General features: G+C 61.8%; 14 protein-coding genes, 1 other RNA gene and 1 riboswitch. Of the genes, 5 read left to right on the plus strand and 10 right to left on the minus strand.

Features of this window, described 5'->3' with window-relative positions; all coding sequences use genetic code 11:
• The 3 genes from EKL02_RS06205 to EKL02_RS06215 all read left to right on the plus strand — a co-directional run bounded on the left by EKL02_RS06205 (position 1) and on the right by EKL02_RS06215 (position 2,534).
• A complete protein-coding gene (locus tag EKL02_RS06205; protein WP_128901236.1) occupies positions 1 to 669 on the plus strand; it encodes a glutathione S-transferase family protein in 669 nt (222 codons plus the stop codon).
• Between the two features lie 25 nt (positions 670 to 694).
• Positions 695 to 1,720: a biotin synthase BioB gene (gene bioB / locus EKL02_RS06210; RefSeq protein ID WP_128901237.1), complete on the plus strand. Its 1,026-nt coding sequence runs from the start codon at positions 695 to 697 to the stop codon at positions 1,718 to 1,720.
• Between the two features lie 50 nt (positions 1,721 to 1,770).
• Positions 1,771 to 1,944: riboswitch (yybP-ykoY riboswitch) on the plus strand.
• 11 nt (positions 1,945 to 1,955) lie between these two features.
• The gene (locus EKL02_RS06215; RefSeq protein ID WP_128901238.1) at positions 1,956 to 2,534 is read left to right on the plus strand and encodes a TMEM165/GDT1 family protein; all 579 of its coding nucleotides are present in this window, start codon (positions 1,956 to 1,958) and stop codon (positions 2,532 to 2,534) included.
• A 28-nt stretch (positions 2,535 to 2,562) separates the two neighbouring features.
• On the opposite strand, the gene EKL02_RS06220 is transcribed toward EKL02_RS06215, so the two are convergent.
• The 10 genes from EKL02_RS06220 to ompA all read right to left on the minus strand — a co-directional run bounded on the left by EKL02_RS06220 (position 2,563) and on the right by ompA (position 15,093).
• Positions 2,563 to 3,663, minus strand: a complete 1,101-nt coding sequence (locus EKL02_RS06220; RefSeq protein WP_128901239.1) for an NAD(P)-dependent alcohol dehydrogenase — start codon at positions 3,661 to 3,663, stop codon at positions 2,563 to 2,565.
• Between the two features lie 160 nt (positions 3,664 to 3,823).
• Positions 3,824 to 4,855: an Ldh family oxidoreductase gene (locus tag EKL02_RS06225; protein ID WP_128901240.1), complete on the minus strand. Its 1,032-nt coding sequence runs from the start codon at positions 4,853 to 4,855 to the stop codon at positions 3,824 to 3,826.
• Positions 4,856 to 4,898: 43 nt separating this feature from the next.
• A complete protein-coding gene (gene putA / locus EKL02_RS06230; protein WP_128901241.1) occupies positions 4,899 to 8,879 on the minus strand; it encodes a trifunctional transcriptional regulator/proline dehydrogenase/L-glutamate gamma-semialdehyde dehydrogenase in 3,981 nt (1,326 codons plus the stop codon).
• Between the two features lie 171 nt (positions 8,880 to 9,050).
• Entirely contained in the window at positions 9,051 to 9,791 is a 741-nt protein-coding gene (gene phbB / locus EKL02_RS06235) for an acetoacetyl-CoA reductase (RefSeq protein ID WP_128901242.1), read from the minus strand.
• A 247-nt stretch (positions 9,792 to 10,038) separates the two neighbouring features.
• A complete protein-coding gene (locus EKL02_RS06240; RefSeq protein WP_241687805.1) occupies positions 10,039 to 10,683 on the minus strand; it encodes a response regulator transcription factor in 645 nt (214 codons plus the stop codon).
• The gene (locus EKL02_RS06245) at positions 10,673 to 12,181 is read right to left on the minus strand and encodes a PAS domain S-box protein (protein ID WP_128901243.1); all 1,509 of its coding nucleotides are present in this window, start codon (positions 12,179 to 12,181) and stop codon (positions 10,673 to 10,675) included. The genes EKL02_RS06240 and EKL02_RS06245 overlap by 11 nt, the downstream gene beginning before the upstream one ends.
• Before the next feature lie 358 nt (positions 12,182 to 12,539).
• Positions 12,540 to 12,900: a transfer-messenger RNA gene (gene ssrA / locus EKL02_RS06250) on the minus strand.
• Between the two features lie 80 nt (positions 12,901 to 12,980).
• Positions 12,981 to 13,643 (minus strand): HAD-IA family hydrolase, encoded by a 663-nt coding sequence (locus EKL02_RS06255; RefSeq protein WP_128901244.1) that lies wholly within the window; start codon positions 13,641 to 13,643, stop codon positions 12,981 to 12,983.
• Positions 13,644 to 13,654: 11 nt separating this feature from the next.
• On the minus strand, positions 13,655 to 14,350 hold the full coding sequence (gene ubiG, locus EKL02_RS06260) for a bifunctional 2-polyprenyl-6-hydroxyphenol methylase/3-demethylubiquinol 3-O-methyltransferase UbiG (protein ID WP_128901245.1): 696 nt from the start codon (positions 14,348 to 14,350) through the stop codon (positions 13,655 to 13,657).
• Positions 14,351 to 14,436: 86 nt separating this feature from the next.
• Complete coding sequence (ompA, locus tag EKL02_RS06265; RefSeq protein WP_128901246.1) at positions 14,437 to 15,093, minus strand: outer membrane protein OmpA; 657 nt, start codon at positions 15,091 to 15,093, stop codon at positions 14,437 to 14,439.
• Positions 15,094 to 15,668: 575 nt separating this feature from the next.
• On the opposite strand from ompA, the gene gyrA reads away from it, so the two are divergent.
• The gene (gyrA, locus tag EKL02_RS06270) at positions 15,669 to 18,281 is read left to right on the plus strand and encodes a DNA gyrase subunit A (RefSeq protein ID WP_128901247.1); all 2,613 of its coding nucleotides are present in this window, start codon (positions 15,669 to 15,671) and stop codon (positions 18,279 to 18,281) included.
• A complete protein-coding gene (serC, locus tag EKL02_RS06275) occupies positions 18,278 to 19,378 on the plus strand; it encodes a 3-phosphoserine/phosphohydroxythreonine transaminase (protein WP_128901248.1) in 1,101 nt (366 codons plus the stop codon). Before gyrA ends, serC begins: the two co-directional genes overlap by 4 nt.
• Positions 19,379 to 19,407 lie beyond the last annotated feature (29 nt).

Below are 19,407 nucleotides of genomic sequence, written 5' to 3' on the forward strand. Positions count from 1 at the left end.
ATGATTACCTTGTATCACTGCATGAGCGCGCGTTCCTTCCGCCCCCTGTGGATGCTGGAGGAGCTCGGCGGGCCCTACGAACTCAAGATGCTGCCGTTTCCGCCGCGCGTTCTGGAGCGGGGCTACCTGGAAATTAATCCTCTGGGCACGGTGCCGGTGTTGTTCGACGGTGATGTGCGCATGACTGAATCGGCCGCGATGTGCCAGTACCTGGCGGCGCGCGCCGGCGCTACGCCACTGAACGTGACGCCGGACGAAGCCGGTTATGGCGCCTACCTGAATTATCTGCATTTCGGCGAAGCGACGTTGACGTTTCCGCAAACGCTGGTGCTGCGCTACGCGCACTTCGAGCCGGTGGAGCGGCGTTCGCCGCAAGTTGCCGAAGACTATGCCAAGTGGTTCCTGGCGCGCTTGCGCAGCCTGGAGCCGCTGCTCTTGCAGCACGATTATCTCGTGGCCGACCGCTTTACGGCTGCCGACGTTTCAGTGGGCTACGCCTTGCTGCTGGCCGAGCACCTGGGCCTCAAGCCGCGATTCACCCCGGCGGTGCTGGCTTACTGGGAGCGCCTGCGCAGTCGCGAGGGTTTCAAGCGCGCGCTTGCCGCGCAGGAGAAGGCCGCACAAGAGCAGGGTGTGCCTGCGATTCCGGCGCCGGATGTCCGCCCGTAGGGCTATCGTTTTAAAGGAATTAATCATGTCCGCACAACCCCTCGTATTCCAGCCTTCCCCTGCACCCGTTGCGCCCGTCGTGGCCGACAAGTGGCCGGTGGACGCCATCGTCGCCCTGTTCGAGCTGCCCTTCACGGAATTGCTCTACCGCGCCCAGCAGGCGCACCGCGAATACTTCAACCCGGCCGAAGTCGAGCTGGCCACGCTCATGTCGATCAAGACCGGCGGCTGCTCCGAAGATTGCGGCTATTGTCCGCAGGCAGCGCGCTACGATACCGGCGTGGTGGCTGAAAAGATCCTGCCGCTGGACACCGTGCTCAAGGCAGCGCGCGAAGCCAAGGCGCATGGCGCCAACCGCTTTTGCATGGGCGCGGCCTGGCGCGAGCCGAAAGACCGCGACCTGGTTAAGGTCGAGGAAATGGTGCGCGAAGTCAAAGCCCTGGGGCTCGAAACCTGCGTCACGCTGGGCATGCTGGGGCAGGGCCAGGCCGAGCGCCTGCGCGCCGCCGGCCTGGATTATTACAACCACAACCTCGACACGGCGCCGGAATTCTATGGCGACGTCATTTCCACCCGCGAATACCAGGACCGCCTGGATACCCTGGGGCGGGTGCGCGGCGCCGGCATCAAGGTGTGCAGCGGCGGCATCGTTGGCATGGGCGAATCGCGCCTGCAGCGCGCCGGCCTGATTGCGCAGCTGGCCAACATGGACCCGTACCCGGAATCTGTGCCGGTCAATAACCTGGTGCAGGTGGAAGGCACGCCCTTGTACGGCACCGAGCCGATCGACCCGCTGGAATTCGTGCGCACGGTGGCGGTGGCCAGGATCACCATGCCGAAAGCGCGGGTGCGCCTGTCGGCAGGGCGCCGGCAGATGGGCGAGACGGTGCAGGCCTTGTGCTTCGTGGCCGGTGCCAATTCGATCTTCTATGGCGAAAAGCTGCTCACCACGGGCAACCCGGAAATCGACGCCGACCGCGCCCTGCTGGAAAAGCTCGGCATGACCGCGCGCGGCACCGCCGTGGATGCGCGCTGCGAGATCGATGCCTGAATGGCATCCCGCGCCGGTCCTCGACTGGCGGGATGTCTTGCGGTATCATTACGGCAGTCATTGGGGAGTAGCCGCTCTTCCCCCGAAGAGGCTTATGTCAACACACTTGACCCGCAGGTCATGGCATAAGCAGTTCTGCAACTTGGCAAGACCTTTGACCACATCGCTTCCGTGCAGGCCGGGGGAAGCGTCGTGGTCATTCGTTTACTGCCCGGCTGTGGAATATCTCAAGTTCATGGAATCCCTTCTCGTTTCAACCGGCGTCGTTGCCCTCGCTGAAATCGGCGACAAGACGCAACTGCTCGCCTTCCTCCTCGCTGCCCGCTTCAAGAAGCCCTTGCCGATCATTGCCGGCATCCTGTGCGCGACCATCGTCAATCATGGTTTGGCCGGCGCGCTGGGCGCCTGGATCACGGCCAGCATCACGCCGGAAGTCTTGCGCTGGGTGCTGGGGGTATCGTTCATCGGCATGGCCATCTGGACCCTGATCCCCGACAAGATCGAGGAAGAGGAAACCCAGGTCGCCAAGCGCTTTGGCGTGTTCGGCGCCACGCTGATCACTTTCTTCCTGGCCGAGATGGGAGACAAGACCCAGATCGCCACCGTTGCCATGGCCGCGCATTATGCTGCGCCGCTGATGGTGGTGATCGGCACCACCCTGGGCATGCTGATCGCGGATGTGCCGGCGGTGTTTGCCGGCGACAAGCTGGCGGCAAAGATCCCCATGAAACTGGTGCACTCGATCGCCGCCGCGATTTTTGCCATCCTCGGTATTGCGACCCTGCTTGGCGCGGGCGCCAGGCTGGGGATCTGAGTCTGGTGACGTGCCGGTCAAGCCAGCCTCAGGCTGGCTTGATCGCCACCTTCAGCACGCCGTCGCGCTGGTTGGCAAACAGGTCGTAGGCGGACACGATGTCGTCGAGCTTGTAATGATGGGTGACCAGGACGCCGAGGTCGACACGGGAAGACGCCACCACGTTCATCAGCCGGCGCATGCGTTCCTTGCCGCCGGGGCAGAGCGCCGTATTGATCCGGTGGTCGCCCAGGCCGGCGGCGAAAGCTGCCAGGGGAATCTTCAGGTCGCTGGAATACACGCCCAGGCTCGACAGGGTGCCGCCGGGCTTCAGCACGCGCAGCGCCGCTTCGAAGGTGCCTTGCGTGCCGAGCGCCTCGATGGATGAATCGACGCCACGGCCCCCGGTCAGCTTCATGATCTCGTCCACCACATCGCAGTTCCTGAAATTCAGCGTGATGTCTGCGCCCATGGTCTTGGAGACGCCCAGGCGCTGGTCGTTGCCATCCACGACGATGATGGTGGTGGCGCCCAGCAGGCGCGCGCCGGCGGTCGCGCACAGGCCGATCGGTCCCTGCGCAAACACCGCGACGGTATCGCCGATCCTGATGTTGGCGTTTTCCGCGCCCTTGAAGCCGGTGGACATGATGTCCGGGCACATCAGCACCTGTTCATCCGTCAGGCCGTCCGGCACCGGCGCCAGATTGGCTTGCGCATCGGGCACCAGCACGTATTCGGCCTGGGTGCCGTCGATCATGTTGCCGAAGCGCCAGCCGGCCGTGGCCTTGTAGCCATGGCAGCCGCAGCGCCCGCTGGGGATGAGGTAACTGCCATCCTGGGACGGCGCGCCATCCTGGGCGGCATACGAATTGAAGTTGGGGCAGATGGCGCCGGCGATGACGCGCTGGCCTTCCTGGTAGCCCTGCACGGCACTGCCCAGCTTTTCAATCACGCCCACCGGTTCATGTCCGATCGTCAGGCCCTTTGCGACGGGATATTCGCCGTTGAGGATATGGATGTCGGTGCCGCAAATCGTCGTGGTCGTGATCCGTACCAGCGCATCATTCGGACCGACGTCGGGAATCGGCTTGTCCGCCAATTCGATGCGTCCGGGTTCAATAAACACCGCTGCCTTCATCATTGCTGCCATCAATTTCACCTTGGGTTGGTTGAAAGAAAACTGCGCGAATGCCTTGGCCAAGCGGGCGCGTCGGCATTTCTGCCTTGAACCTTTAAGCATATGACGAGAATCCGGCTTGTCAATGACAAGCCGGTGCGGCGGCGGAGTCGCTAAACGGGGCGTCAGACCATCAGCCAGCTTTCGCCAGGGCGTGCAAGCGCGCCAGTTCCGCGACTGCAATCGGGATACCTTCTTTTTCGGCCAGCGCGCGCTGGCGGTAGCGGCGGTCGCCTGGCTGGCGCGGCTGGCCGGCGGCCTGCATCTGCCGCACCAGCGTCTCGGTGCGCCGGGCAAAATTGTTGCCTGCGCCTTTAGACGGGTCGATAACAATCAGCAACTGGCCCGTCCAGGGTGTTTGCGCGCCCGGATGGCCGGACCAGTCGAAGTCAAACGAAAAATTGCCGCCGGTGAGCGCGGCCGCCAGCAGTTCCACCATCATGGACAGGGCCGAGCCCTTGTAGCCGCCGAAAGGCAGCAGGGCGCCGCCGTCGAGGATGGCCTTGGGGTCGCACGTCGGCTGGCCGTCGCGGTCCACGCCATACCCTTCCGGCAGCATTTTGCCTTCCCGCGCGGCGATTTGCACGTCGCCATTGGCGATCGCACTGGTGGCCAGATCGAACACCAGCGGGTCGGCGCCTTCGCGCGGCGCGGCAAAAGCGATCGGATTGGTGCCGAACAATGCCCGCGTGCCGCCGTGCGGCACCACGCATGCCATGCTGTTGACAAAGGACAGCGCCACCAGCCCCTCGCGGGCAAAGGGTTCGACGTCCGGCCACAGCGCGGCAAAATGGTGCGAATTATGGATTGCCAGCAGGGCGATGCCATTGGTGCGGGCTTTTTCGATCAGCAGCGAACGGGCCGCCGCCAGCGCCGGCTGGGCGAAGCCATTCTTTGCATCGGCGGTGATGAAGCCGGGCGCGGCATCCCTGACTTCGGGTACCGCCTTGCCATCCACCCAGCCGCTGGCCAGCGTGGAAACATAGCCGGGCATGCGGAAGATGCCGTGGCTGTCGGCGCCGTCGCGCTGGGCGCTGGCGCAATTGTCGGCAAGTACCTCCGCCACTTCGGCAGACGTGCCATGGCGCTCGAAAATGCGCGCCAGCAGCGCCTTGAGTTCGGCGAAGGAGAGATGTGCCGGGTTGTTGTGCTTCTCGGATTGCATGCTCGGTTTTCCTGTTGCGGTATTCATTCAATTGCCCAGCGCGTCAGCCGATGGTCATCAGGCTGGCGTTGCCGCCGGCGGCAGCGGTATTGACGCTGATGGCACGTTCGATCAGCAGGCGTTCCAGCGGCACCGCCGTTTCGCCGCGGGCCAGGCCGGTGACGCCGATGATGGGCCCCTTGCGGCGTGCGACCTGTTCGCACACGCCGCGCAACTGGTCGCTGTCGCCGTGGTGCAGCACGGCGTCGAATCGCGCATCGGCCGAGGTCCAGTCCGCGGTCAGGCCGATGCGCGCGCGCACCGGCTGCGGCAACCTGGCGTGCAGCTTGCCGCAGCCGTCGTCATCCGGCCACAGCAGCGCGCAACCGGCTGCCAGCGCGGCAGCCAGCTGGCACAGGCGGTCGGCATCGCTGTCTGCCAGGCCCAGCACAGTCTCGCGCGGCAGCAGGCGGTAAGTGTTGCGCTCGCCGGTCGGGCCCGGCAAGGTGCGCGACAGGCCGCTCTGCGAGAGGGCCGCGAACGTGTCGCACTGGCTGGCCAGCGTGTCCAGCTTTTGCTGCCTGGCCCAGTCCTTCAGGGCGGCCAGCGGTGCACCCAGGCGTTCCTGCAGGGTCGTGCGCAATTGCGCATCGGCAGGGACAAGCGCATCCATGCGCATGAAGGTGCGGGCAACGCCATCGGCCGGGCGGGTGGCCAGCAGGCGGTACAGGTACAGCGGGCCGCCGGCCTTGGGCCCGGTGCCGGACAAGCCTTCGCCACCGAAGGGCTGCACGCCGACCACCGCGCCGACCATGTTGCGGTTGACGTAAATATTGCCGGCATGGGCGCGCTCGACCACGCGGGCAATCGTTTCATCGATGCGCGTATGCACACCCAGCGTCAGGCCATAGCCGGTGGCATTGATCTGGTCGATCAAGGCGTCCAGGTCTTCGCGGCGGTAGCGCACCACGTGCAGCACGGGGCCGAAGATTTCGCGCTCCAGTTCGGCAATGCTGTCGAGTTCGATCATGGTCGGCAACACATAGGTGCCGTTCTGCAGCACAGTATCGTCGCTGCGCGCGATCTGGTGCACGCGGCGCCCCCTGGCACGCATGGCCTCGATATGCTTGTCGATGCCTGCCTGGGCGCGAGCGTCGATGACCGGGCCGATATCGATGTCAAAATTGTCCGGGTTGCCGATGCGGCATTGCGCCATGGCGCCCTTGAGCATGTCGATCACGCGTTCGGCGACGTCTTCCTGCACGCACAGCACGCGCAGGGCCGAGCAGCGCTGGCCGGCGCTGTCGAAGGCGGAGGCGACCACGTCGGTGACCACCTGTTCGGTCAATGCCGAGGAATCGACGATCATGGCATTCTGCCCCCCGGTCTCGGCGACCAGCGGCACCGGGCGGCCATGGGAATCGAGGCGGCCGGCCAGCCTGGCGGCAATGCCGCAGGCGACCTCGGTGGAGCCGGTAAACATCACGCCCTTGACGCGTTCGTCGCAGACCAGGGCGTCGCCGACGACACTGCCTTTGCCAGGCAGCAGTTGCACCACGCCCTCAGGCACGCCGGCCTGCAGCAGCATGCGCACGGCCTGGGCGGCCACCAGCGGGGTCTGTTCCGCGGGCTTTGCCAGCACGGTATTGCCTGCGGCAAGCGCCGCAGCCACCTGGCCGGTGAAAATTGCCAGAGGGAAGTTCCATGGGCTGATGCACACCACCGGGCCCAGCGGGCGGTGGCTGTCATTGGCAAAATCCTCGCGCGCCTGGAGGGCGTAATAGCGCAGGAAATCCACGGCTTCGCGCACTTCGGCAATGGCATTGGTAAAGGTCTTGCCGGCTTCGCGCGCCAGCAAGCCGATCAGCGGCTGGATCTCGCTCTCCATCAGGTCGGCGGCGCGCTCCAGCGCGGCGGCGCGTTCGGCCGGCGGGGTGGCCTGCCAGATTGGCGCGGCGGCAAGCGATGCCTGCAGCGCAGGGGCGATATCGTCGGGCCCGGCTTCATGGACGCGGCCGACGATATCGCGGTGGCTGGCCGGGTTCAGCACCGGGACACCGTCGCGCTCGCGCACGGCGCAGCCCAGCATGGGGTGCGCGCGCCAGTCGGCATGGCCGCTGCCCAGCAGCGCGGAAGACAGCGAGCCCAGGCGATGTTCGTTGGCCAGGTCGATGCCGCGCGAGTTGGCACGCGATTCGCCATACAAAAATTGCGGCAGCGGGATGCGTGGATGCGGCAGGCCGCAGCCGCCTTCGGCTGCGGTCATTGCCTCGATGCGGGCGACCGGATCCTCGACCAGTTCATCGATCGAGATGGCGGCGTCGGCAATGCGGTTCACAAACGAGGTGTTGGCGCCGTTTTCCAGCAGGCGGCGCACCAGGTAGGCCAGCAGGGTTTCATGCGTGCCGACCGGTGCATAGATGCGGCAGGGACGGTTGAGCTTGCCGTCGGCCGCCTTGCCCACCACCTGTTCGTAAAGCGGCTCGCCCATGCCGTGCAGGCACTGGAATTCGTATTGTCCGGGATAGTAATTCTGCCCGGCCAGGTGGTATACCGCCGCCAGCGTATGCGCATTGTGCGTGGCGAATTGCGGGTAGATTGCTTCAGGCACGGCCAGCAGCTTGCGTGCGCACGCGATGTAGGAAACATCGGTGTACACCTTGCGCGTATAGACAGGGTAGCCTTCCAGGCCGTCGATCTGGGCGCGCTTGATCTCGCTGTCCCAATAGGCACCCTTGACCAGGCGGATCATCAGGCGGTGGCGGCTGCGGCGCGCCAGGTCGATCACGTAATCGATCACATGGGGGCAGCGCTTCTGGTAAGCCTGGATGACGAAGCCGATGCCATTCCAGCCCGCAAGCGCAGGTTCGAAGCACAGGCGCTCGAGCAGGTCGAGCGAGATTTCCAGGCGGTCGGCTTCCTCGGCATCAATGTTGAGGCCGACATCGTACTGGCGCGCCAGGCGGGTGAGCGCCAGCAGGCGCGGGTACAACTCATCCATGACGCGCTCGTACTGGGCGCGGCTGTAGCGCGGATGCAGGGCGGACAGCTTGATCGAAATGCCGGGGCCTTCGTAGATGCCGCGCCCGTGCGACGCCTTGCCGATGGCATGGATCGCCTGCTCGTAAGAGGCGAGGTAGCGGGCAGCGTCGTGCTCGGTCAGCGCGGCTTCGCCCAGCATGTCGTAGGAATAGCGGAAACCCCTGGCTTCATTGGCGCCGGCGTTGGCCAGCGCCTCGCCGATGGTTTCGCCGGTGACGAACTGTTCGCCCATCAGGCGCATCGCCATGTCCACGCCCTTGCGGATCAGCGGTTCGCCGCTCTTGCCGATGATGCGGTTGAGCGAGCTGGATAGCCCCCCTTCATTATGGGTCGCGACCAGCTTGCCGGTGATGAGCAACCCCCACGAGGCTGCGTTGACGAACATGGACGGGCTGTGGCCGAGGTGCTGCTGCCAGTTGCCATTGCTGATCTTGTCGCGGATCAGGGCATCGCGCGTGCCCTTGTCGGGGATGCGCAAAAGCGCCTCGGCCAGGCACATCAGCGCCACGCCCTCCTGCGACGACAGCGAGAATTCCTGCAGCAATCCCTGCACCACGCCGGCACGGCCGCTGGCGCTCTTTTGCTTGCGCAGGCGGCTGGCGAGGTCAACGGCCAGCTTGTGGGCGGCGGCGGCCAGGTCGGCAGGCAGGCGCGCCTGCTCCAGCAGCATGGGCACGACTTCCTGCTCGGGGCGGCGGTACGCTGCCGTGATCGCCGCGCGCAACACGGATTGCGGCAGGATGCTTTCGGCGAATTCCAGGAAAGGCTGGTGTTGCGACGGCGGCAGGGCTTCCACGGCATCGATATCGCCGGCCGCGAGCCGTGTAGCCAGGCCCTGCAATTCCGGCAGCGGCAGGCCGCTTTCGAGCGATTCCAGGTAGTTGTAGATCGATTGCTTGATCACCCAGTGCGGCGTGCGGTCAATCTTGCGGGCTGCCTCTTTGAGGCGCTCGCGCGTTGCTTCGTCGAGCTTTACACCCAGGGTGGTGGTGGAAGTGGCCATGTGCGCTGCGGTCTTTGCGGTTGGATAGTGCGTCAGGAAAGAAATACTTGCAGCAATGTAGCTGAGTTTTCCTGAAAGTGCAACTAGGTGCAACCTAACGGCAGAGCATTCTAGAAATGGTGCAACCGGGCACTGGTCACCGCGCCCGGTGATTGCCAAAACTTATTCCCGTCAATGCATGTGCTGGCCGCCATTGATGGCGATATTGGCGCCCGTGACAAAGGCAGCCTCTTCCGAGGCCAGGTAGGCGACCAGGCCCGCCACCTCTTCCGGCTTGCCCAGGCGTCCCATCGGGATTTGCGGAATGATCTTGCCGTCGAGGACTTCCTGCGGAATGGCCATCACCATCTTGGTGCCGATATACCCCGGCGAAATGGTGTTGACGGTGACGCCCTTCCTGGCCACTTCCAGCGCCAGCGCCTTGGTAAAGCCATGCATGCCGGCCTTGGCAGCGGAATAATTGGTCTGGCCGAATGCGCCTTTCTGGCCATTGACGGAGGAAATATTGATGATCCGGCCCCAGCCGCGTTCGACCATGCCATCGCATACCGGCTTGGTCATGTTGAACACCGAATCCAGGTTGGTGCGCATGACCGCATCCCAGTCCGTCTTGTCCATTTTCTTGAAGGTCGTGTCGCGCGTGATGCCGGCGTTATTGACCAGCACATCGATCGGGCCCAGGGTTTTTGTGATGTTCGCCAGGCATTCCTGGGCAGCGTCATAATCGGCAACGTCGCACGGATATGCCAGGAATTTGTAGCCCTGTTGTTCCATGGAGGCAAGCCATGTCGATGCCTTGGTATTGCCGGGCGAGTAAGTTGTAATGACCTGGTAATCCAGGGCGGCCAGCTTCATGCAAATCGCTTCACCCAAACCACCCATGCCGCCTGTCACCAATGCAATTCGTTTCATGTTTTCCATTCCTTGTCGTGCGATTTGATATTTTCAGAGAGCAAGTTAATTGCCGTCCCAAGGGCGCGGCAATTACTTTGTTGTGCAAAAGCGTTTGTACGCCTTGCATAGTCGGAAGTATCTACAAAGAAAAGAAAGCTCACTATCGGGGAATTAGCGTATTTTTGTAGGGGAAGTTATGTATCTGACTAGGAAGTTTCCTACCCCAAAGATATTCCGGATGCAGAGAAATCGGGCAGGGCGGGATTCAGGGCAGCAAGTCGTTTGCCCGGGCATAACGCGCCAGGTCGGCATTGCTGGTCAAATCCATTTTTTCCAGGATGCGCGTGCGGTAAGTGGTAATGGTCTTCGGGCTCAAGTGCAGCATCAGGCCGATCGTGACCAGGCTTTCGCCGGAGGCAATCAGCTTGAGGATTTCCAGTTCGCGGTCCGACAGGATTTCGTGCGGCATCCTGCTTTCGCTGTCGACCATGTCTGCCAGCTTGTCGACCAGGCCCGGGCTGATGTACTTGCCGCCAGCGGCGACTTTGCGCACCGCGGCAATCAGGGGCGCCGACGGATTGTTCTTGGTCAGATAGCCGGAAGCACCCAGCTTGAGAGCGCGAATGGCATAGACTTCTTCCGAATACATCGAAAGAATCAGCACCGCCATCTTGGGCTTGTCCATGCGCAGCTGCTTCAGCAGGTCCAGGCCATTTTTTCCCGGCAGGGCAATATCGAGCAGCGCCACATCGTATGCCTGCGTTCGCACCAGGCGCGCCGCCTCTTCGGCGCTTTCCGCTTCGCTCGTCACTTCAATGTCGTGGGCTTCACTGAGCATCAGCCGCACGCCATTGCGGGCGACCGTATGGTCATCCACCAGTAACACCTTGATCGCATTGTCATTCAACATCGCTATGCTCCAGTGGCAAGTGCAACAGCACTGCCGTGCCCATTCCAGGCGTACCATTGATGATGATCTTGCCACCGAAATGGCGGGTGCGCTCGCGCATGCCAAGAATGCCCCACGAATCGCCGTCGAGCAGCCGTCGGTGATCCATGCCGATGCCGTCATCGCGGATCTCGACCACGAGGACGTTCCCCTCGCGCTGGACACTGATCGTCGCCTGCGCTGCCGCGGCATGGCGCACTACATTGGTCAGCGCTTCCTGCACCACGCGGAACAGCATCGTGCTGCGTTCCGCATCCAGGTCGACGATGGCCGCGCTGTTGCTGATGCTGCAGCGGCATTGCAGGCCCGTGCGCTCCTGGATCTGTCCCGCGTGCCACTCCAGTGCGGCCCATACGCCCAGCTGGTCCAGCACGCTGGGGCGCAGGTCGGTGATTACCCTGCGTACGGTTTCAATGGCCGCGTCGGCCAGTATCGCGGAATCCACCAGCAGCGGATCGGGAGGATTGCCAGCGCCGGCGGCGCGGTCAAGGGAAACGGAGATATTGGCCTTGATGCCGGTAAGGACGCCGCCCAGTTCATCATGAATTTCGCGGGCAATCCGCTTGCGCTCTTCTTCCTTGATGTTTTCCTGGTGGGCGGCGAGGCGGCGCAGATCTTCCTGGGACTGCCGCAAGGCAGCTTCGGTGCGCTTGCGCTCCGTGATGTCGCGGGCAACCACCACGATGATCCAGTCCTGTCCCGTGCGCATCGCATGGCGCTGCATTTCGACCGCAATGCGTGAACCATTCTTGTGGCGCATCCAGACTTTTTCCAGGCCAAGATTCTTGCCGGCGACGAGTTCGCCTGACAAGGCTTTAAGCTGTTCATGCGAGGCTGATGCAAGCTCGGGCGCGCTCAAGGCCAGCAATTCTTCCCGGGTATAGCCCAGCAGGCGGCATGCGGCTGCATTGGCGTCAACGAAAACCAGGCTGCGATGGTCAACCAGGAGGATGGCATCGGCAGTGGCATCCATGGCTGCGCGAAAGCGCCGCAAATCTTCAATGGTGCGCATGCGCTGGGTGACGTCCTTGGTGACGCCGCGGTAACCGATGAACTCGCCGGCGGCGTCGAACATGGGCTTGCCGCTGCTGAGAAAGTGCCGGGCAGGGCTGTCAGGCGCGAGCAGGCGGGATTCGAGGTCCTTGAACGGTTGCCTGCTTGCCCAGGCGTTTTCGAATGCAAGCCGCTTGCTGTCGTCCCAATGTTCGGACAGTTCCCAGGGTGTCAGTCCCAGAATGGATTTTGGCTCGACCGTGGAAATCCTGGGGCGCTGCGCAAAGGCTTGCGTAAAGCGCATCTGCGCATCCTGTTCCCAGTACCAGTCGGACGACATGTCGATGAGGTTGCGAAAGCGCTCTTCGCTTTGCTGTAGCAGTTGCTCTGTTTGTCGTAGCCGGGACGCGAGCGTTTGAACTTCCTGCTCAAGTAATGCAATCAGTTGAACAGCTTGTTTCGTCATTGCATCAAACCATCACGTTATCTTGATTTCATTGAAATAACTTCCTTGCGGAAAATCCAGTTTGCAACCAAAAGTGTAAGTTTGCAAGTTGATTTTTTGGCGTAATGATGATCACTCTTATTTGGAAATGGAAGTCTTCCTCGCGCTTGTTCTCCTTGTTGCCTGGTTAGGTTAATCTAGGCTGGGCGGCGGCTCCGTGGGAATTTCCCGGTCTTCGCGCCTGCAGGCGCGAATCCGCTTCGGCAGCGGCGAGCATGCTCGCCGAAACCCTGCCTTCGCCCCGCGTCCCGCGAGTTCGATACTCATCAACTGCAACAATCAAAAAAAATGCCACCACAAGGGTGACATTTTTTTCGATTGGTGGAGGCGGCGGGAATCGAACCCGCGTCCAGAAGCACTCTACAGACAGTTCTACATACTTAGCGCTGCCATTTGTTTTAACCTGTACGACGCGGACGCGCACGCTGCGAACAGGCGAGTTACCTATTGTTTAACTTTCAACCAAGTAACCCGGTCAAAAGCGATTCCCTGTAAATGACTCCACAGCTTTTAAAGGCCCGCCCCAGGGAAGAAGCGTTGTGGAGCTAACCGCAATTAAGCGGCCAGTGCGTACGAGTTATCGTTAGCAGTTATTACTTGTCTGGATGTATTTACGAGGTAACCAGTCCTCGGTATGCCCTGCGCTGCTTTGCAACCCCTGTCGAAGCCAGGTCGCCCCCAAAACAACACTTCTACTGTAGCACAAAAGATGGGGGCGGGTCGGGCGGATTCAAGGGCGTTTTTGCCCGGGCAGGGCAATTCAGCCGGCGCGCAGCAGTTCCAGCAATTGCAGCGGGTGCCCGGCAAGTGCATCGGCTTCCCAGCTTGCCGGTTCAACATTGCCGCAATAGCCCCACCCCGCGCCGATGGTGGGCATGCCTGCGGCGCGCCCGGCCTGGATATCGCGCAGGTCGTCGCCGACATACCAGCACGCTTCGCTGGGCAAACCGATCCTGCTCGCGGCTTCCAGCAAGGGCTGCGGATGCGGCTTGGCATGCGGCGTAGTGTCGCCGGAGATGACGCAGCCTGCGCCTGCCAGGCCGATCAGCGGCACCAGCGCATCGGTGAAGCGGGCCGCCTTGTTGGTGACGATCCCCCATTGCAGCCCGGCCTGATCCAGGCCTTGCAGCATTTCGCGGATGCCATCGAACAGGCGGGTGTGGATGGCAATCGCCGCAGCGTAATTGTCGAGGAATTCCGTGCGCATGACGTTGAACTCCGGGTGGTCCGGGCCGATGCCGAATGCCGCGCCGATCAAGCCGCGCGCGCCGGCCGAGGCGACCGGGCGCAATTGTTCATAAGGCGTCGGCGCCAGTCCGCGCGCGCTGCGCATCAGGTTGACGGCAGCGGCCAGGTCGGGAGCGGTGTCGGCCAGCGTGCCATCGAGGTCGAACAGGATGGCGCGGGGAGGGCGCAAGGACATGCGAATTTCTTTCAGGCAGGACGGCTGCAGGCGACCAGGTAATTGACGTCGGTATCCTGGTTGAGGGAGTACACCTTGGTCAGCGGGTTGTAACCCATGCCCTTCAGGGAATCGATGTTCAGCCCGGCTTCGCGGATGAAGCGGGCCAGTTCCGCCGGCGTCAGGAACTTGGCGTAATCATGGGTGCCTTTGGGCAGCAGTTTCAACAGGTATTCGGCGCCGATCACCGCAAACAAGTAGGCCTTGGGGTTGCGGTTGATGGTCGAGAAAAAGACATGGCCGCCCGGTTTGACCAGGGTGGCGCAAGCCTTGACGATGGAAGCGGGGTCGGGCACGTGCTCGAGCATTTCCATGCAGGTGACGACGTCATACTGGCCGGGTTCACGCGCGGCCAGCGCTTCGGCGGCAATCAGTTCATAGCGTACCTGCACGCCGGACTCGAGGCTGTGCAGGTCGGCTACCTTCAGCGGCTTTTCCGACAGGTCGATGCCGGTCACGTGCGCGCCTTTTTTTGCCATGGATTCAGCCAGGATGCCGCCGCCGCAGCCGACGTCGACGACCTTTTTACCGGCCAGCGGCACGCGCGCGTTGATCCATTCCAGGCGCAAGGGGTTGATTTCGTGAAGAGGGCGAAATTCGGAAGTCGGATCCCACCAGCGGTGGGCAAGTTCGCCAAATTTCTGGAGCTCAAGGGGGTCTGCATTCATACGACAATGATAACGGCAAAGCCTGTTTGTCGCCATACCAAAACAAAAAACCCCGCCGTAGCGGGGTTTTTCTGGAGTCGAACTGATTACTTGGTACGGGTACCAACGACTTCGAGTTCAACGCGGCGGTTAGGCTGCTGGCACTTGATCTGTGCTGCGCGATTGCCCTTGCAGTCAGCGACGACAGGTGCGGATTCGCCCTTGCCTTCGGTGTAGACGCGGTTTTCTTCGACGCCTTTTTCAACCAGGTACTTCTTGACAGCTTCAGCACGCTTGACCGACAGCTTCTGGTTGTAGGACTCGCCACCGATGGTGTCGGTGTGACCAACAGCGATGATCACTTCCAGTTGCATGCCGAACAGTTTCAGGAACAGTTCGTCGAGTTGTTCCTTGCCTTCCGGACGCAGGGTCGCTTTGTTGAAGTCGAACAAGGTGTCAGCAGAGAAAGTAACTTTCTCGGTTTGCGGAGCAGGCTTGGCAGCCGGAGCAGCAGGAGCAGCAGCCGGTTTTGCAGGTTCTTCAGCTTTGGCCAGTGTGCCATCGCAACCTGGGACCGAGTCAGCCGGGGTCCAGGTGGCGGTACGCCAGCACAGGCCTTGGCTGTTGCGGGCCACTACGCCGCGTGCATCTTGCACGTAGGCGCTTTTCGGGGTCGCTGCCTTGATGTCCGTGACTTGCGCAGTCGCAGAAAAAGCCATAACTGCAGAAGATGCAGCGAAGATGATTTTTACGTACTTATTCATATTTCTCCTCTCGGGTGAGATTTCTGCACAGTGACTGCGCAACAATTGACGAAAATTTACAACTTACGAACGAATAATAACATGTTGTTCACACCCCTATATGGAAAAACACTATCCACACAGTAAGGGCATAACTTGATGGCATTCTGCCATATGGTTGCCAATCCGGCTAAATTGCCAATTCGTCCAAGCGTTTCTTTTACTGCTTTGTTGTGTTTATGCGACGTATTTTGTAAGGAAACTTGTACTATTAAAAACTTACTTAATAAAAAGAAAATCTGGGGCGTCTTGATAGGGGCGCTTTGTTTATCCCAGTGTAATAGTCAGCCACGGTTCATTTTTGTTTTTTTGTAAATCTTGGTGCTCTTGCAGTGCGCCGTATTGCTGAAAGGCAAACTGACATGCATCGCCTCGTTGAAAGTTGCTTGCAATCGCCTGATGCGCCTGAAGCCGGAAACGGGACTGTATAGATAGGCGGCATGTTAAAATCTTCCGTTTCGTGATGGTCGCCGCCAAGCATTCTCCGGCTTATCCGAACCTTTCCACGTTATTAGTTAAAACCACTCGACCCGCCAATGGATCAATTCGCTAAAGAAACCATCCCTATTTCCCTCGAAGAAGAGATGCGCAAGAGTTACCTCGATTACGCGATGAGCGTGATCGTGGGGCGTGCATTGCCGGACGTGCGCGATGGCTTGAAGCCGGTGCACCGCCGCGTGCTGTATGCGATGCATGAGACCAACAACGTCTGGAACCGCCCGCACGTGAAGTGCGCCCGCGTGGTCGGCGAAGTCATGGGTAAGTACCATCCGCACGGCGACGCGTCGATCTATGACACGCTGGTGCGCATGGCGCAGGATTTCTCGATGCGCTACACGCTGGTCGATGGCCAGGGCAACTTTGGCTCGGTCGATGGCGACAGCGCCGCGGCCATGCGTTACACCGAGTGCCGCCTGGACAAGATCGCCGGCGAGCTGCTGGCCGACATCGAAAAGGAAACGGTCGATTTCGTGCCGAACTACGATGGCAAGGAAAAGGAACCGTCGGTGTTGCCGACGCGCATTCCGAACCTGCTGATCAATGGCTCTTCCGGCATCGCCGTGGGCATGGCGACCAATATCCCGCCGCACAATATCAGTGAAGTGATTGCCGGCGCGCTGCATGTCTTGCGCAATGCCGACTGCACGGTCGATGAACTGATCGAGATCATCCCGGCGCCTGACTTCCCGACCGCCGGTATCATTTATGGCGTCTCCGGCGTGCGCGACGGTTATCGCACCGGCCGCGGCCGCGTGGTCATGCGCGCGACGACCCATTTCGAGGAATTCGGCAAGGAAGGGCGCACCGCGATCATCATTGACGAGCTGCCCTACCAGGTCAACAAGAAGTCGCTGCTGGAGCGCATCGCCGAGCTGGTGCGCGACAAAAAGCTGGAAGGTATCTCCGATATCCGCGACGAGTCCGACAAGTCGGGCATGCGCGTGGTGATCGAGCTGAAGCGCGGCGAAGTGGGCGAGGTTGTGCTCAACAACCTGTACAAGCAGACCCAGCTGCAGGATACCTTCGGCATGAACATGGTGGCATTGGTCGATGGCCAGCCGCGCCTGCTGAACCTGAAGCAGATGCTGGAATGCTTCCTGTCGCACCGCCGCGAAGTGGTCACGCGCCGCACCGTGTTCGAGTTGCGCAAGGCGCGCGAGCGCGGCCACGTGCTCGAAGGCCTGGCTGTTGCACTCGCCAACATCGATGACTTCATTGCCATCATCAAGGCCGCGCCGACGCCACCGATCGCCAAGGCCGAGCTGATGACGCGTGCCTGGGATTCCTCGCTGGTGCGCGAAATGCTGGCGCGGACCGGCGCCGAGAACGTTGGCGGCATCGACGCCTTCCGTCCGGAAAACCTGCCCAAGCATTACGGCATGCAGGCCGACGGCCTCTACAAGCTGTCCGACGACCAGGCCCAGGAAATCCTGCAGATGCGCCTGCAGCGCCTGACAGGCCTGGAGCAGGACAAGATCGTCAATGAGTACAAGGACGTCATGGCGCAGATCGCCGACCTGCTGGACATCCTGTCCAAGCCGGAGCGCGTGACCGAAATCATCACCAGCGAGCTGACCGCCGCCAGGAACGAATACGGCGACGGCAACAAGGATGGCCGCCGCTCGAAGATCGAGCACAACACGTCCGATCTCGAAACCGAAGACCTGATCACGCCGCAGGACATGGTGGTGACCCTGTCGCATTCCGGTTACATGAAGTCGCAGCCCTTGTCCGAATACCGCGCGCAAAAACGTGGTGGCCGCGGCAAGCAGGCCATGGCGACCAAGGAAGAAGACTGGGTCGAGCATCTCTTCATCGCTAATACCCACGACTACATCCTGTGCTTCTCCAACCGCGGCCGCCTGTACTGGCTGAAGGTCTGGGAAGTGCCGCAAGGCTCGCGCAATTCGCGCGGCAGGCCGATCGTCAACATGTTCCCGCTGCAGGATGGCGAGAAGATCACCGTGGTGCTGCCGCTGTCGGGCGAAAACCGCACCTTCCCGGAAGACCGTTACATCTTCATGGCGACCTCGCTGGGTACCGTCAAGAAGACCCCGCTGAACGACTTCTCCAACCCGCGCAAGGCAGGCATCATCGCGGTCGATCTTGACGACGGCGACTTCCTGATCGGCGCAGCGCTGACCGATGGCGCCCACGACGTCATGCTGTTCTCGGACGCCGGCAAGGCCGTGCGCTTCGACGAAAACGACGTGCGCCCGATGGGCCGCACCGCGCGCGGCGTGCGCGGCATGAACCTGGAAGAGGGCCAGCAGGTCATCGCCTTGCTGGTTGCCGGCAACGAGCAGCAGTCGGTGCTGACCGCGACCGAAAACGGTTTCGGCAAGCGCACGCCAATCACCGAATACACCCGCCATGGCCGCGGCACCAAGGGCATGATCGCGATCCAGACGTCCGAACGCAACGGCAAGGTGGTTGCCGCCACGCTGGTGGAAGCGAAGGATGAAATCATGCTGATCACCACCGGCGGCGTGCTGATCCGCACCCGCGTGGCCGAGATCCGCGAAATGGGCCGCGCAACGCAAGGCGTGACCCTGATTGCGGTGGAGGACGGCACCAAGCTGTCCGGCCTGCAGCGCATTCTCGAGTCCGACATTGAAGATGAAGGCGGCGCAGCGGAGGAAGAATGACCGTCTATAACTTCTCCGCCGGCCCGGCGGTCTTGCCCAAGGAAGTGCTGCAGCAAGCCGCCGCCGAAATGCTCGACTGGCACGGCAGCGGCATGTCCGTGATGGAAATGAGCCATCGCGGCAAGGAATTCATTTCGATCTATGAGGCGGCCGAGCGCGACCTGCGCGAGCTGCTGGCGGTGCCGGATAATTACCGCATCCTGTTCATGCAGGGCGGGGCGCTGGCCGAAAACGCCATCGTGCCGATGAACCTGGTCGGCCGCAAGGCGCAGCCGGCGACCATCGATTTCATCGATACCGGTTCGTGGTCGGCCAAGTCGATCAAGGAAGCGAAGAAATACGCCAACGTCAATGTCGCCGCATCGGCCGCATCGAACAAGTATTCGGCGATTCCTGGACGCGACAGCTGGAAGCTTTCCAGGGATGCGGCCTACGTGCACATCTGCAGCAACGAAACCATCGACGGCACCGAGTACCACTACGTGCCGGATGTTGCCGCCGACACCGGCGGCGCGCCGCTGGTGGCCGACATGTCGTCGCACATCCTCTCGCGCGCCATCGATGTGTCGAAATACGGCGTCATCTATGCCGGCGCGCAAAAGAACATCGGCCCGGCCGGCGTCACCATCGTCATCGTGCGCGACGACCTGATCGGCCACGCCTTGCCGGTGTGCCCGTCGGCGTTCGACTGGAAGCTGGTGGCAGAAAATAATTCGATGTACAACACGCCGCCCACCTACGGCATCTATATTGCCGGCCTGGTGTTCCAGTGGTTGAAGCGCAACGGCGGCGTGGCGGCGATGGAGCTGGCCAATATCGCCAAGGCCGACCTGCTGTACGACTACCTCGACGCCAGCGGCCTGTACGAAAACCGCATTGCGCCGGAATGCCGCTCGCGCATGAACGTGCCGTTCTTCCTGCGCGACGAGTCGAAGAATGATGCCTTCCTGGCGGGCGCGAAAGACCGCGGCCTGCTGCAGTTGAAGGGACACAAATCGGTCGGCGGCATGCGTGCCTCGATCTACAACGCCATGCCCATCGAGGGCGTGCGTGCACTGGTGGAGTACATGAAGGAATTCGAGAAGCAGCACGGCTGATTTGCCGCCTTCTCGAACCGCTTCGCATC

The organism is Janthinobacterium sp. 17J80-10 (genome assembly GCF_004114795.1).
GTDB lineage: Bacteria > Pseudomonadota > Gammaproteobacteria > Burkholderiales > Burkholderiaceae_D > Paucimonas.